Origin of the sequence: Brevibacillus sp. DP1.3A, assembly GCF_013284245.2 — a bacterium.
Classification (GTDB): domain Bacteria; phylum Bacillota; class Bacilli; order Brevibacillales; family Brevibacillaceae; genus Brevibacillus.
Map to the genome: position 1 here is coordinate 3,793,505 of NZ_CP085876.1, position 15,260 is coordinate 3,808,764.

At 47.7% G+C, this 15,260-nt stretch carries 10 protein-coding genes; all 10 read right to left on the reverse strand.

What is annotated here, in order from left to right:
* Positions 1–3: 3 nt before the first annotated feature.
* The 10 genes from HP399_RS17105 to HP399_RS17150 all read right to left on the reverse strand — a co-directional run bounded on the left by HP399_RS17105 (position 4) and on the right by HP399_RS17150 (position 15,105).
* Complete coding sequence (locus HP399_RS17105; RefSeq protein WP_173617736.1) at positions 4–1,662, reverse strand: hypothetical protein; 1,659 nt, start codon at positions 1,660–1,662, stop codon at positions 4–6.
* 2 nt (positions 1,663–1,664) lie between these two features.
* A complete protein-coding gene (locus HP399_RS17110; protein ID WP_173617737.1) occupies positions 1,665–5,132 on the reverse strand; it encodes a DUF4132 domain-containing protein in 3,468 nt (1,155 codons plus the stop codon).
* 19 nt (positions 5,133–5,151) lie between these two features.
* Complete coding sequence (locus HP399_RS17115) at positions 5,152–6,291, reverse strand: VWA domain-containing protein (protein ID WP_173617738.1); 1,140 nt, start codon at positions 6,289–6,291, stop codon at positions 5,152–5,154.
* The gene (locus tag HP399_RS17120; protein ID WP_173617739.1) at positions 6,276–8,678 is read right to left on the reverse strand and encodes a DUF5682 family protein; all 2,403 of its coding nucleotides are present in this window, start codon (positions 8,676–8,678) and stop codon (positions 6,276–6,278) included. Before HP399_RS17120 ends, HP399_RS17115 begins: the two co-directional genes overlap by 16 nt.
* Entirely contained in the window at positions 8,639–9,739 is a 1,101-nt protein-coding gene (locus tag HP399_RS17125; RefSeq protein ID WP_173617740.1) for an ATP-binding protein, read from the reverse strand. The genes HP399_RS17120 and HP399_RS17125 overlap by 40 nt, the downstream gene beginning before the upstream one ends.
* A 199-nt stretch (positions 9,740–9,938) precedes the next feature.
* On the reverse strand, positions 9,939–10,799 hold the full coding sequence (kynA, locus tag HP399_RS17130) for a tryptophan 2,3-dioxygenase (protein WP_173617741.1): 861 nt from the start codon (positions 10,797–10,799) through the stop codon (positions 9,939–9,941).
* A gap of 80 nt (positions 10,800–10,879) precedes the next feature.
* A complete protein-coding gene (locus tag HP399_RS17135) occupies positions 10,880–11,875 on the reverse strand; it encodes an aliphatic sulfonate ABC transporter substrate-binding protein (RefSeq protein ID WP_173617742.1) in 996 nt (331 codons plus the stop codon).
* Positions 11,876–11,905: 30 nt separating this feature from the next.
* On the reverse strand, positions 11,906–12,661 hold the full coding sequence (locus tag HP399_RS17140) for an ABC transporter permease (protein WP_173617743.1): 756 nt from the start codon (positions 12,659–12,661) through the stop codon (positions 11,906–11,908).
* Entirely contained in the window at positions 12,594–13,436 is an 843-nt protein-coding gene (locus HP399_RS17145) for an ABC transporter ATP-binding protein (RefSeq protein WP_173617744.1), read from the reverse strand. Before HP399_RS17145 ends, HP399_RS17140 begins: the two co-directional genes overlap by 68 nt.
* A 184-nt stretch (positions 13,437–13,620) precedes the next feature.
* On the reverse strand, positions 13,621–15,105 hold the full coding sequence (locus HP399_RS17150; RefSeq protein WP_173617745.1) for an amidohydrolase family protein: 1,485 nt from the start codon (positions 15,103–15,105) through the stop codon (positions 13,621–13,623).
* Positions 15,106–15,260 lie beyond the last annotated feature (155 nt).

Consider the following 15,260-nt stretch of genomic DNA (forward strand, 5'->3'; position numbering starts at 1 on the left):
CCGTTATAGATCTAACTTAAAGCTCGTCAGCGATTTACCCTGCATGATGCTGATCGGATAAAGTCCATCTCCTATTTTTTGCACAAGCAAATACACATCGCGCAGCTCTAGCAGCCGTTTGTTTTGTTCGAGATGACGTATATTGCGGGCGAATTCCCCCTGATAGGAAATGCTCAATTGGAGAGAATGACATTTCTCGTCTTCGATGGTCAGAATCAACTGCTGCGTCTTCTGATCGAAATCGACTTGGTTGAACTTGTTCGCTTTCAATAGAAAAACCGAGTCCAACGCAGTTTCAAACATATCGCCTGCCGCGTCCTTCCAGTCACTTGACCAGTCGCGAACGAACACCTTGCCGAGATCCAGCTCTTCGATATTGTCTCTGGGAACGATGGTTAGCCGCGTCTCTTCACTGGAAGACAAGCGCTGCTCCCGATTCGTCTTCGCCTGTGTCAGGATGACCTGTGAATGGGAGAGCTCCTCCATGGAGATCAACCCGCCCCAAGGTACCTTGCCTTTATAGCTGTCCTTAAAGGAAAAGGATATGCCTTCATAATACACGGGGCGCGCTTCTGTATACGTATAGATGTGTTGATCAGAAAGCGAATAAAAGTAATACGTAATCCCCTTGTACCCCGACCGCGTCTCCCACGGATTTGCTCCCAAAGCATACAGACTTAACTGTGGAACCATATGGTACTTACTCTTAAAGCTACCGAGCAGCTGCTTTTTCGCTTCGGTGTGATCGGTCTTCTCTAGAGCAAGCAAACTAAGATACACCCGGGAAAGTCGGTCGAGCAGCGCTTCCGTTGAAAACTTGACATGACGCTGAAAAAATAAGTTCAGCTCCCCATGAATGCCTCGAATGTCCTTTTCCACGCGGGGGAGATTGCCGTTATGTGCAGCAATAGCAAGCAGCTCCAGCCGTGTACAAATCGTCTGGGATAGCTTCGCCAAGCCGATGCCAAGAATCTCTGCGATCAGCGATTTGGCTTCAGCTACGACATCGGTTTCGTAGCTGACATCGGTTACGGATGCTTGTAACTGCTCACGATCCTGTAGCTCATGCATGGCCCGATAGCGCAAAATGACCTCTAGCTTGTGCAAGCAATTGCCCTTCGCCTTGCAGGTGCACATACTCTTCCCGATCTCCGATTCACTGTCAAAAGATACGGATATATCTTGGGTGCGCAAAGTTATCGTTAAAAAGGATGTTTCAACGACCTCCATCTCCTCGAAATAGTCGAGGCGAAACAGCACTTCCTCTATCTGCGCTGGGGTAAAGGCCTTACTGATGTGAGACGGCTGCAATTGCAACAGCCAGCTAAAGTCAGGCTTGTAGGTCTCCAGCTCTTCCTCGTTCTCTGCTCCTGCTTGCAAATGGTTTTGAGCATAGTTGACGATGGCGATGATGACATGCTTGCATATCTTGTCAGAGGGACATGAGCAGGAAAAACGATTAATATCTGCATGAAGTCGGCATACGCTGTCATCTGACAGCGCACACTCGACGTAATCATCCCCGAACTCGTAGGAAACGGTCATTCCTTTTTCCATTTCCTTGATCGAACGATTGTAAATTCCTTTATTCGCGTATTTGATCAGATACTCTTCGTTGCACAGCGCGATAAACCGATGAAATTCCGATGTAAAATCCGCCATCGTTATTTTCCTGCTGCACGCATGACATCGTAGACGGTTTCGCTGAAAATGCGTGTTGGAATATCGGTGAGCTTCAGCCGATCCACTGGTTTGAAGTAAAAATGCTTGTATTCGGCATCTTTATTCGGATAGAAAGCCAACGCTTCCAGCTTCACATCCTCCATGCCCTCCCAATACGAAATGCTCGCCCCGCTGATTTTCAGCTCAGCCACCATTCCGTCATACAGTTTGTAAAACTCATAATAATAACCAGCATCAAGCGGTGTTCCTTTGACCCAGCCGAATTTCTCCATCATTTTCGCAAAAGCGGTAGGTGAATACGATTCAACAGGCAGTCGGAGCAATTCATTGGCTTTTAATTCTTCTTCCGTTGGGAGGAACGCTTCTCGATTCAACTGCTCGAATGGTTGGGTAATTTCGTAATCTTCTAGCTGGGTACGCCAGCCGTTCAACGACTCTTCGTCCAGCTCCAGTGGGTGAATCAAACCAATGAGCTGCTCATCTGCCAACTCATACTCATCCTCGTCCACGGTGTTAAATGTCCCATCGTCCATATAGCGGAACGTATCTACGAGCTTTCCGTCCTCGTATACACCCCAGATGAGCCCGATTGCGAATTTTTGCATCAACACGTTCTCCACAAAGAGACGTTTCCATGCTGCCGTTGACCAATAACGCGATTTGGACAGCGACTCCTCCAGACGAAGAGATTGTACTTTCACCATATTTTTCAGGTCTTTTTTCAATTGAGCAAAAGTCAATCGCGCTTGTTCTGCCTTCTCCTGATCGTCTTTCGCGGACGGTGCAGGCAGATTTTTTACCGCTTTTCCTGTACTGTCGTTCGTGACTTCCAACTCCAGCTCATTGCTGACTTTGACCGTGAAGGTGCGGTCGCCGTAGTCAAACACTTGTTTGCCCGACGCATCAAAGCCAAGCGTGGTGACCAGTCGGTCTTCCAGCTCCATCGCGGAAATGTTCTGATTCGCAGCCGCCATGGAAAGCGCCTCTTCTGCTGCTGATTTGACTTGCCTGTTTTTGATCGTACGCTTGATCTGGTCGATTAGGCGCAGCGCAGTCAAATCATTCGAGAACGACAGGGCACGCACGCCATCCGCAGCCAAAGCTCCGCGAGAGTGATCTGTCCACTCCTTAACCCACTGACCAATTGTATCGACTATACGTCGATCTCCGAAAGCGACGCAGAGCGGCATGACCCATTTTTCTTTTGCGACTGCCCCATTATCGAGCCATGAGCGCAAAACTTCTGTAGTAAAGTCAGCAACAGATGCCGCTTGCAGAGACGGTTTCAAGTCAAGTACCAACTGGTTTGGCGCTGTCGGGAAATCGATCGAAGCGGTGAGCATATACTCCATTACTTCCTGCCCCAGCTCGTTGCCGTCTTGGTCGCGAAGGACTGGCATGCGCTCCAGTGGCATCCATTTTATCCGTGTGAGTTTGCGCTTGTCGGTCAGGTTGCCCAGATGGGTCAAACTCGCATCTGGCCCTTGCTCCTCGGCGTCGATAAATGTTTGTAGCAGCGTTTTAAATTTGCTGCTTTTTTCATTTGTCAGTAGCTCCTGGAAAATCTCCTTGTTATTGTCCAGGGAGCGAATGGCATCCAGCGCCATTTCCTTGACCTTTGCTTTTTTCTCCGTTTGATAGACGTGCAAATATAGTTCCTTGTCTTTGGCCTGAAGAAACGCTGCACCAGCAAGGCCGCTCACTTTCTTCGAGCTGTCAGCCACCCCGAGCAGAATCGCTTGGTTGCGCAATTCCTCTGACAGCGTCTCCTTTGCCGCCAATAGGGTTTGAGTCACAAACACGCGAAGCTCCGTTTCCAGCTTGTCAAATTGAGCCAGACTCATTTCCGGATTCGCTACGATCAACGAACGATACACCTCTTCATTGACGTCTGTGTAATAATAGTGTGTCTCCTTGATTGACAAAATCTGATTAAAAAGAGTCTGAATATCTACAGCTTTGTCATTCCGGTAATGATCGATGAAGGCGGTCAATCGATCCTGGAACGCATGAGTGAAGCACATATGACCTACTCTGCGATTGGACTTGTCTTTGTATTGGCACATGAAGGGAATCAGTCGTGCAATAAACGGATGGTCCACAGGCAAGAAGCTCAGCAGGATCATCTGCTGTCTTACGAGTTGTACGTCCTCCAGATGCACATGCTCGAGCACATCCTCTAGGACAGCTTTATCATCCAAGTAGTTCGCCAGCTTTGTAGAGCCCTTCGCACGTCGTAGCGCGTCTTGAATAATCCCTTCCAAAGATGGCTGGAAATCAGAGAGATCCACGCCTTCTGCCGCCAGCGTTTTGTGTAAGAATCCCTTGACCATCGGGATCGAAGCAAGCTCAAGCGCTCGTCTCGATTTGGTTACGTCTTCCAGTACCAGCTGCTTCACTTGTTCCCAATTGGTCGGTGGGGATAGCAAATGCTCACGCAGGCCCAGCAGTAGAGCGTAAGGCTCATCCATGTGTACGAGGTCAGCGAGTCTCTTATCTTCGGACAAGATATCAAGCGGGAACATGTCAAAAATGATTTGCAAGGTATCGTGCAGCTCCCGATCTATCTCCTCTTCCTTCTTCAGGAATGCACTGATCCCGCCTTTGACGTGAATGCGGAAATACAGCAAGCTGATGACCAGCTCCATAGAACGCTTCAAATGTTTCTGGTTCAAAAGGGAGCCTTCCTTGACTTGCTCTTCTGGATAATACTTTTCCCGCAGCGCAGCCTTTTTCTCTTTGACGTATGACGGGTACAACGACTCGTTGGTCAGTAAATTGTTGCTCGAAAACTGCATGGTCACGACTTCTTTTGTAATGGTATGCAGCTCTTTTATATATTCGCGTGTATCACCTGTAGTCAGGTAATAGTAGCTCGGCATCAGCTTTTCTTTTGCTTCTTCCAATAAGCTCGGAGAAATCGTGTACGCATACGAAATGAATAGCAAAAATTCGGCCCGATCAAATGTCGAGGAGTAATCACGGCTGATACTTACGCGATAATCCTCCGCGGCTTTTAACAAAAATTCGGCAAACAACGCATGTCCGAAATGCTCGATCGTTTTTCTCATGGCCTCCAATGCTTTCTGATCTTTTGCTCGGATATCAGCATCACCGATGTCCTTCATCCCCTGAAGTTCGATCTGATCTAGGAAGCACTCATCCATCACATTTTTCTTATCGTAAAAACGGTTGCTAGCCTTGTAGATCAGCACAGCTGCTCGATAGAAGGCCAACTCCTCGCCGCGTTTTTTCAGCTTGTCAAATTCGGATCGAACCGTATAGCTGTAAAACCGCGGGTCCTCTGCGATTGCCGGGCATTCGTCTGTGTCACCTGCAACGTAATCAGCGACTTGATCGTACAAATGCTTGTTTCGATCACTTGCACTGATAAACTCCTCCACAAATTTCTTCGTAACTGGATTCAGATCTGTCTTTCGTAAAACCATTCCTTACTCCTCCTTCTCTCTATTTGATAACCTTACCAATCCATTGCGCGAGCTCATCGGGCGTGATCGCGGCGACATTTGCTCCCATATCGCTTAATACCCTTGCAGCATGCTGGTTGTACGTAGAGTTGCCATTGAAATCCAAAGCTGTAAGCACTAAAAACTTGCAGCCCGCGTCTATAATTTCCTTGCTTTGGCGATACATTTCCTTGATCGGATAGCCTTCCTCCAAATCGCTGACGAGGATAAATATCGTCTTCGATGGATTTTCGAGCAGTGTTCTTCCGTATTTGAGCGCCTGGGCAATATGAGTCCCCCCACCAAGTTGCACACTCATCAGCACATCGACCGGATCATCCAGTCTACTGCTCAAATCAACGACCTTCGTATCAAAAATAACCAAATGCGTCTTCAAGGCAGCGAGCTTGTAAAAAATACTTGCCATAACGGAGCTGTAAATCACAGAGTCCATCATACTGCCGCTCTCGTCCACGACAATGACGATGTTCCATTTGTTGTGATGCTGGATATTGCTGTGGAAATACAGCTCATCGATGATAAAACGACTATTTTTGCGATCATAGTTTTTCAAATTTTTACGAATCGTTTTATGGACATCCAGATTTTTCATCGACTTCGTATAGCCGCGTTTGTGGCGATTGCGTTTGCCGACAATGCTGGTCTGCACCTCATTTTCAAGCTGACGCCGCAGATCGTCTACGACCTTGCGTACAATTTCCTTTGCACTTTTCACGACCTCTCCTTTCATCCTGCCTTTAAATTGGAGGATGTTTTTCAAGAGGGTCATGTTGGGCTCCATGCTTTCCAACACTTTTTTATCTGTCAACAGCTCTGTCATGTTATAACGGTCCAGAGCTTGCCGCTCGAGGATTTCTACCGTTTTTTTGGGAAACAGCTTGCGGATTTTATTCAGCCAGGAGGGAACCGTCAATGCCGAATCTCCCCTGCCACCTTCTTTTCGATAGCCTTGCTCTTCTCCGTATTCACGGTTGTATAAAAATTCAAGAATCGAGTCTAGTTCCTGATAGGAAAACTCGGATGATTGATAGACCCCGCTGCCTTCCAATGATTCCTCGGCATGAGAGCCCAATAACAACCGCCAGCGGTTCAAGGCTTCGCGGCTCAAATCAGGTTCCATTTGGCAAACTCCTCCTTGATCGCTTGATCGAGCATGCGGGCATCACGCAAGGTACGCTCATCGATGACTGGATTCGTGACTTGTTCCACCGTCGTTTGGAAGAGAGCTGCCACTTTTTCCGAGAGCATACTAATTTCCATTGGGCTAAAATATGTAAACGCCAATCGCAGTTCAGGCACCACTTGCAAAAAGTCGTCGTACGCCAAGGATGTAATCATCTGATGCAGATCACGCAAGATTTCTTCTTGATGAAAGAGGTAGTCACGAGCCACGATAAAAACGCCATGTAAATACGCAGCGGTATGCAGCATTTGCTCAGGCGACCCGAACATATAGGCACGCGCACGTCTGGAGATTTCTGCGCGTTCGATCACTTCGAGATTGCACAAGATCGCGACCACTACCCCCTCCAGTTTCGCGGGGAGCTTGTCGTTACGCAGCAATTCCAGAAGTTGATCACTGAAAATCTCTCGGGAATCATCCGCCTGTCTCTTCTCACTCAGCATGTAGAGGAATTTGAGCTGATCAGCCAACTCATCCAGTTCGTTGGGGTTCGGGTTTCCCTGCTCGACGATTTTGGTCACAGCCTGGTAATATACTTCTTCCACCAAGCTCTCCAGCCGTTCTGTCTCGACAAGACCGAACAACCGTTTTTGCTCCAAAAGAATCGTGAGTGTCTTCAATGTTTTGCAAAGAGAGAGAAAATGTCCATCCTGCTTAACGGACTCTTGTACAGATTCAAAGAGTCGTTCCGACAACTCTTCCAAACCCATAACGACCGCCATCAAAAGCCATTTTGCCAGCTCATGGCTCTGGTGCTGCGGCAATTCTTTTACCATATCGGCTAGCTTATGCGCAGCTGCCTCCTTCACCGTCCCACCGTAGACCGAGCTCTCGATCAGACGGGCTTCTACGAACGAGGAATAGCTGTAGCGCCATGTTTCTCGGACAAGATTGACATTTCGGTTATTCATCCAGTCTGGTCCGGCTTCTTTAGCGCAAAATTCTGTACCCAAGAACTGCATGCAATGAAAGAACTGGCTGGCTTCGCGATGCGACTTCTTGGCATACAGCTCTAACACCTTCTGATTGCGCCCTGTTGTCGTGATCGCAAGCTTTAGCGATTTACATCTGTCTTTGCAATCGCGAACGATGGGCACATCCAGTGAATTTGGGGCAACCTCACCGATTCCGTCTCCTGTCAACAACTCTCGCAATATCTCGATCGGCTGTGATGTTGCAATCGAGCGTTCGCCTTTTGTAAAAGCAGAGAGAACGGAATCGATCAACTCATAGGCACCGCCCTCGGCCTTTTCCCGCATGACTGCCAAGCCGCTCATGAGGCTGTACGCTTCGATCGCATCCGCAGTCGACGTCGTTTCTCCCTTGTCACGCAGCCTTTTGAGCAGTTGCGGGAGGTACATCAAGGCGCTTTTCGAGAAAGGAGCACGCTCCTTCTTCTCCAGAGCCTTCCACACACTCTCGTAGTAGTGAACGTACGGCATCCCGCTTGCGTATCCATTCAACTGATCTGCTTCCTGGTACGTGTACACCATCGGATATATTTTTTCTTCCTGCACCTTTTGTATCTTATAGGAAGTCTTACGTTCCTCGATGAGTCCGTATGTATGAAAGCCCCCGGTAACCACGAGAATTCTCGCATGCTTTTGCTTGGCCTCTGCAATTTTTTGACGCATGTGCGCCTCACGAATCAAATCGCCTTCCGCTTCCAAAGCAGCGTCATCATAGCATTTTCGAGACAGGTAGCAATAAGCAAAGACATCCTTGACGAAATCCTGCGTCTTTTTGCGGATACCATCAATCTCAAAAACCTTTTCCCACAGCTCATCGAAGTTCCGGCATTTCATCGTCTGGCACAATCGTTGAATAAACTGCGAGCCTGCCAGCATGCGCTCATCGTGATAGGACAGCTTTTCATTCTTCTTTTTCAAATCATGACCGTCTTCCAAGCTTTCGAGGCGACTTCCGTAGCTTAGATCAATGAAAGCAGCAGGTATCTGCCGACGTTTTGCTTCGACCAAGGCAACATATTCCGGCGAATACAGAAGAAACGGAAAGTAACAGACGTATTTTTGCTCTCCTGAGGCGTACGCGTAATAAATGCTCACAGGAGGCTTCGTCCGTTCATCCGTCAAGATCGGAATGATATGATTGCTATGGTCCGGGCCTTCAATCAGAATGATTTCCGGTTGATACTCTTCGATCGTTTTTTTCAAATGAAATGCGCAGGCAGGACTATGATGACGAACCGGGAAATAGACGACCTGTTTGCTGAGGTTGTAGACCTCTTCTTCGACGAATGACTTTATGAAGCGGTCTTGACCGTTTACTTGATCCATTTCTTCTCGTTGTAATAAGTTCCCCATAGACCCTCTTCCTTTGCCCGTTCTTTGACCACTTTGGTAAAGTAGGTTTTCAGGATATTTGCGTCCTTTTGGTTTTCCTTGACGACCGCTCCCAGCATGTTCTGTACCAGTCGATCCATGGAAATTGGCCTGCCATCATAGTAATGGGACGTCATTGCACTTTGGACATAGACGGATACGGCTTCGGCTGTACTCATCACGGATTGAGGAGAATCGATTTTGAATCCTTCTTTAGTCTCGCCCATACGTAACTCCATGAAGGTCGTCGCCAATATCTCAACCACATCCCGATCGATTTCGATGTTTACGCCACTTTGCTCCAGAATCACTTTTGCTTGGGATTCGATAATTTGTGCTTCCATTTTCACATGATTAATCGGCGCGATTGTCTCGAAGTTAAAACGTCGTTTGAGCGCGCTGCTCATTTCATTAACGCCCTTGTCCCGCAAGTTCGCTGTTGCAATGATATTAAAACCGGGCTTCGCAAACACGATGCCGTCTGCCAGCTCGGGAATGTTCATCACCTTGTCGCTCAAAATACTAATCAGCACATCTTGAACCTCAAACGGACAACGGGTAATTTCTTCGAATCGCGTAATAATCCCCTTGCTCATACCGGTGTATAGCGGCGAAGGAACCAGCGCTTGCAGAGAAGGACCTTTGTCCAGCAGCATCGCGTAGTTCCAAGAGTATTTGATCATATCCTCTGTCGTTCCTGCGGTGCCTTGGATCGTATTTGTGCTCGTACCGGAAATGGCCGCAGACAGCAGCTCAGACAGCATCGTCTTTGCCGTTCCAGGTTCACCGACGAGCATCAAGCCACGATTGCCTGCCAATGTGACGATTGCACGCTCAATAAGCACATCGTCTCCATAGAACTTCTTCGTAATCGGTATACTTTCGCCCTCATAAGAGAGGGGTTCATCCGTTCCTAAAATAAAATCGCGCACAGCTCTCGGCGACATCAGCCAATTGGGAGGTTTTGTCCCTGTATCATGGGATCGCAGCGCATTCAGCTGTTTAGCATATAACACTTCCATAGGTGGCTTCATTGTTTCCATCCAAATGCCCACTCCATTTCTGGTTGTACTTGAAAAATAAGGTATACTATAAAAAATGAAAACATATGTTTGTTAGGAAAAGAAGGGTATTTGTACCCAATATTAGGAAAGATATGTGAAAAGATGTGAATTGAGTACTACATACGAAAAAGCGCCCTGGGTCCCCAAGACGCTTTTCTCGCTTTTTTGAAGAGTTTTTTTATAACAGCGTCCGCAAGCTCCAAAGCTCCGGGAAAAAACGGTGATCGAGTGCTCTGCGTAAGTACATGACGCCTGATGACCCTCCTGTTCCCGGCTTTTGTCCTATAATGCGTTCGACTGTCGTCATATGGTTAAAACGCCATTGTTGTTGCTGGCTGGCGATATCCACCAGCTTTTCTGCCAACTCGTACAGATCCCAATACTGGTTCACATTTCGATATACGGTCAGCCAGGCTTGCTCTACACTTTGATTTGGTTGATAAGGCTGTGACCAGTCGCGATTCAAACATTCCGGATCAATCGGCAAGCCACGAGCAGCCATCTCCCTGATCGCCGCATCGTAAATGCTGGGCTGCTGCAAGGCCGCACTCATTTGGGCGTGCAGCTCTGGTTGATGCGCATACACCGCTAGGACATGCTGGTTCTTATATCCTAGCGTAAATTCGATGAATCTGTTTTGATAGGATTGAAAACCGGACGAATGACCCAGCTTGTCACGGAACTGGAGGTAGTCAGCTGGCGTCAATGTAGAAAGGACATCCCACGATTTAATCAATTGCTGCTGGATACGTGAGACTCGCGCGAACATTTTGAAAGCAGGCTCCAGATCGTGGTTGCAGATGCACTCATTTGCTGCTGACAGTTCGTGCAAAATTTGTTTCATCCATAGCTCACTCACCTGATGAATGATAATAAACAGCATTTCATCATGATGGGTAGATTGACAGTGTTGACTCGACAAGATTTGATCGAGCTGTAAGTAATCGCCGTAACTCATTTCTTTTTGGAAATCAGTATGAACCTGTGTCTCCAATGAAGTGTCGTTCGGTTGATTACTTCCTTGTTCATGTGGTCTCATCGCGGCATGACCTCCTTTCCCATCTAATTCCTTTCCACCCCTCGTTCCTCCTGCTGAACCTCCCTCCTTCTCACCCGATTTTATTTCGCGGCTTCTAAATATTTCAAATCGATTAAGCCATCGATTTTATTACTGGAAATATAACCGGCTTCCTGGCTAATATCTGCCATTTCCTGAATGACTTTTTCATTGACCTCCGTTGTTACTTCCAGACGGGAAAAGGCTGCCTGCACTTCTTTTTTGCTCAACTCTTTGCCAGTCAGATTTTTCAAATGCTTGATGATCAGATCTTGGCTTTCTTCGGGATTTTCCTGAATGAATTTGACGGCCTTTTTATGTGCTTGCAGGTAGGCGGTTGCCAATCCTTCTCGTTTCAAAAATTCATCGCTGGCTGCTACCACAGTATTGGTTGATTCTTTCCCCCAAGCGAATTGATCCCAGTCCAGAAGCAATTTTCCTTCTGCCTGATTCTCAAGTACATATCCCCACGGCTCCTGAGTTGCTGCACCATCAACGGATTTTTGCACGAATAATGCTGCCGTATCTGCTGGCGCCGCCGCATACAGTTCCACATCTCCACCATTCGTCGTCGGTTTGAGGCCAACCTCATTTAGTGCTTTTCTGAGCATGACATCCTGTGTGCTGCCGATTACCGGAATCGCGATTTTTTTGCCTTTTAAATCTTTTAGCTCACTAATATTGGTTGAACCATTCATGACGAGCACAGCTCCGCCATTGACCGCACCTGAAATCAAACGATACCCGGGATGCTTGACATAAAAGTTCAAAAGAGGCCCTGGCCCCACCGTCCCTACGTCAATCGCCTTCGTTGCCATTGCTTCCATAAACAATCCGCCATTGGCGACCGTTTTTGTTTGAATCTTCATATCAGCACCGAATGCTTCCTTAAAATAGCCTTTTTCCAGCGCGATGATCGTTGCGCTATGGGTCAAGTTTGGGAAATATCCAATCCTTACTTCCTTCTCAGAGGATTCTGCTCCGCCAGTAGAGCACCCGCTCACAAACCCCATCAATAATAGGGATGCGACAACGGTACTAAACACTTTTTTAAGCATGTGACGACACACTCCTTAGCCATTTTTCTTTTATGAATGGACTCCCCACTTCATCTGAACGTTGCGTTCGATGCGTGAAAAGACAACATTATCAACGATGGTACCGATGATCGCAATAATGATCATGACAGATATCACCAAATCCATTTGTCCAAGTGAACGTCCCATCTCGAGCAATTGACCGAGACCACCGCCACCCCCGAGCAATTCACCAGCCATGAGTGCCCGCCAGGAAAATGCCCATGCGATTCGAAGTCCGGAGATAATCTGCGGTACGGATGCAGGTAGAATGACTGTTCGTACAAAGTGAAAGCCAGTCGAACCATACGTCTTGGCTACCCGCTGGTATAGCGGTGGGACATTTTTGAAACCGCTGGTCGCGTTGACCGTCATCGTCCAGGTCGCCCCGATCGTCACGATGAACAAAATGGAGAAGTCATTTAAGCCAAACCAGATAATCGCAAGCGGGAACCAGACAATGCTCGGGATAGACTGAAGCGCTGTCACCACAAAGCCAAGCGTATCTTCTACGAGTTTGTACCTCCAAATGAAGTAACCCAATATCAGTCCGAGAATAATGGCAATGAAAAAGCCCAACAGAATTCGTCCCAAACTTTTTCCAATCGCGGCGGTAATTTGCCCGCTTATCAATCCATTTACGAGTGTTTCGAAAACCTGGGTCAAGCTGGGAAACATGAACGATGGCAACCCAGATAATCTAGATGTGACTTCCCATATCGCCGCTATCATAGCGATGAAGATGACCCGTCTTAAAGCTGTAGTCATTGCCCATTTCCTCCTTCAGCACCTTTTCTATCTCTTCTTGCAGGATCGAAAGCACCTTCTGCTCCGTGTTTAATGTCACACTGTCCGGCATGACTCCATCGCGCATGGCAGGAACCCCAATGATCTCCTTGATTTTTCCGGGGCGTGTGGCAAAAACGACAATCCTCTCCGCAAGCTGAACGGCCTCCCGGATATTATGGGTGACGAAAAAAATCGTGACCTTGGTCGTTCGCCAAATCTCAAGCAACTCCTTATGAAGAACCATCCGCGTCTGTTCATCCAACGCCGAGAATGGTTCATCCATCAGCAAAATGTCAGGTTCCATGACAAGCGCCCGAGCTATGGCTACACGTTGCTTCATCCCGCCTGAGAGCTGATGGGGATAGGAATGAACATACTTGCTTAAATGGACCATTTTGAGCACTTCCAGCGCCTTCTCGTTGGCTTTCGCAGCAGACATTTTTTTCAACTTGAGCCCGTATGTAACATTTTCCAAAACCGTCAGCCATGGAAATAATCCCGCTTCTTGAAAAACCACGACTCTGTCGGGACCGGGCTTATTCACTTTGTTGCCAGCAACGTGTATGTCACCGCTATCCGGTTGATCCAATCCAGCTATTAAGTAGAGCAGCGTCGACTTTCCACAGCCAGAGGGGCCGACAATGGAAACGAAGCTGCCCTTTTCCACTTCAAGATTGATATCATCCAGCACCTTTACTTTTTGTTTCTTCTCATTCACGAAATGTTTCGTAACATTATCAATAGTCAGATACATGACTGCACCTCTTTTTATTCCAACTTAGTCGATGGGGATTATGAATAAATAATGATTAATCCTATCGTTTTTGTCAACTATAATCCAATAAAAAAGGGAAGGCGGCGGGCACCTTCTCCTATTCAATGCGGTATCAAAGCTTTATGTGCAACATTACACTTCGTCGTCTTCTTTAACTACTTACCTACAACCTCGTCGGATCGAATCTTCTCTCATCCAAATAAGCTCGCGCATGCCCCCAGAAATACTTGCTTGGCTGCATGTAGATTTCTAGACCTGCCCGCTCGATTGTGCGATTCGCCTCTTCATTCGCTTCTTTGAGGATTTGCTTTTCATCCACTGTCAAAACACGGCGCTCGTCCATGATCAGCTCACCGTCAACGATGACATGGTTCACATCTCCACCGACTGCCTGATAGACAACACGATGGACATGCATGTTCTCTGGATTCAAGTGGGCCTGATGCATATTTACAGTAATGACGTCCGCTTTTTTACCAGCCTCAAGCGACCCCAGCTCGTCATCCCAGCCGACACAGCGTGCCGCATCAATCGTAACCATTTCCAGCAGCTTGCCCGGCGGGAGGTAATAATAATCCCGCAGCGCCGCTTGTTGCAGCAGCTGCATTCTGCGCATGGCCTGGAACATGTCAAAAGGAGTCATCGGCGAGGTGCCATCTGTCGTGATCGCAACAGTCGCTCCCATCTCCAGTAATTCCGTAATAGGGGTGCGTGCATTGATTTGACCAAAACCAGGAGAAGCACTCACATTCGTTCCTGTTTCGGCCAAAATTTTCGCCTCGTCAAAAGAGATTCCCCGACAATGCTGCAAGTGTATGTCTGGACCAAGCAGCGCGTACTCTTTGTCTTGAATCGCGAGGTGAATCATACCGCCAAAAGCATCGGAATGGATGCGCGTGTCGTACTTTTTCGCAATCTCCCTGATTTTCCGAGCTTGGTACCGGTCAAAATCGGTTAAGCCAAACAATTGGTCAGCAGGTGTCGGATAGGACGGATTGACAGAGGTCACGATGACAAATGGAGTTATGTAAGCTCTGGTTTTATCGTTATTCGCGTGATTCAGGGCTTCGATCACGGCTTCTGCTCCAGCGAGCACCTGCTCATAGGTGACTTCCTTCGTTACTTTTTGTCCATCGACCCAGCGGCTGAAGGGATGCGGCCACGGTGGATTACATGGACCTGTCGCTACGATTTCGCGAACGCCAACCTCGTTGTACGCTTTGGCGTGATTCAAGGCAAAGATCGGATCATCTGAGCGCGGCATCGAGCCCAGGACGCTAACACCTGTTGTAATCCCAGCTTTAAGCCGCTCCAGTGCTGACAGCTTTCCCTCGTAGTACCAGAAGTCATCTGTCACGTAGTGCTTGTATGTGTTGGTCATGATTGGCATCCAGTCGTTGATATTGTCCGTCGCAATCGTTTTGAACAACGAATGTCCGCCATGACCATGTGCGTCAATGAAGCCTGGCATGATACAATGATGCGCACAGTCGACTACCTTTTGCGCGGGATACTTGTCTTTTAGAAGTTGAGAGTCGCCTACCTCCAAAATTCTCCCTTTATCAATAGCGACAGCCCCGTCCTGCAATACCCGACGGTCTTTGTCCATAGTAATGACTACACCGTTTACGAGTAACAAATCGATCAAGATGCATCTCCCCCAGCTTCAAGAATAAGGGCGGTGCCTATGTCACCTACTCCCCCTCCCTACACCTTACTGCAATTTCGACAACTTGTATTTGCAAGAAAATTACAACTTTTTATAATATGTTTACCTGTTGCTTCCAAATGGAAAAACCACCT

What these genes read in the sequence shown, in the direction of transcription:
- HP399_RS17140 (WP_173617743.1), bottom strand. Translation starts at nt 12,661, where the DNA reads ATGACTACAGCTTTAAGACGGGTCATCTTCATCGCTATGATAGCGGCG.
- HP399_RS17145 (WP_173617744.1), bottom strand. Translation starts at nt 13,436, where the DNA reads ATGTATCTGACTATTGATAATGTTACGAAACATTTCGTGAATGAGAAG.
- HP399_RS17115 (WP_173617738.1), bottom strand. Translation starts at nt 6,291, where the DNA reads ATGGAACCTGATTTGAGCCGCGAAGCCTTGAACCGCTGGCGGTTGTTA.
- HP399_RS17125 (WP_173617740.1), bottom strand. Translation starts at nt 9,739, where the DNA reads ATGGAAACAATGAAGCCACCTATGGAAGTGTTATATGCTAAACAGCTG.
- kynA (WP_173617741.1), bottom strand. Translation starts at nt 10,799, where the DNA reads ATGAGACCACATGAACAAGGAAGTAATCAACCGAACGACACTTCATTG.
- HP399_RS17120 (WP_173617739.1), bottom strand. Translation starts at nt 8,678, where the DNA reads ATGGGGAACTTATTACAACGAGAAGAAATGGATCAAGTAAACGGTCAA.
- HP399_RS17135 (WP_173617742.1), bottom strand. Translation starts at nt 11,875, where the DNA reads ATGCTTAAAAAAGTGTTTAGTACCGTTGTCGCATCCCTATTATTGATG.
- HP399_RS17105 (WP_173617736.1), bottom strand. Translation starts at nt 1,662, where the DNA reads ATGGCGGATTTTACATCGGAATTTCATCGGTTTATCGCGCTGTGCAAC.
- HP399_RS17110 (WP_173617737.1), bottom strand. Translation starts at nt 5,132, where the DNA reads ATGGTTTTACGAAAGACAGATCTGAATCCAGTTACGAAGAAATTTGTG.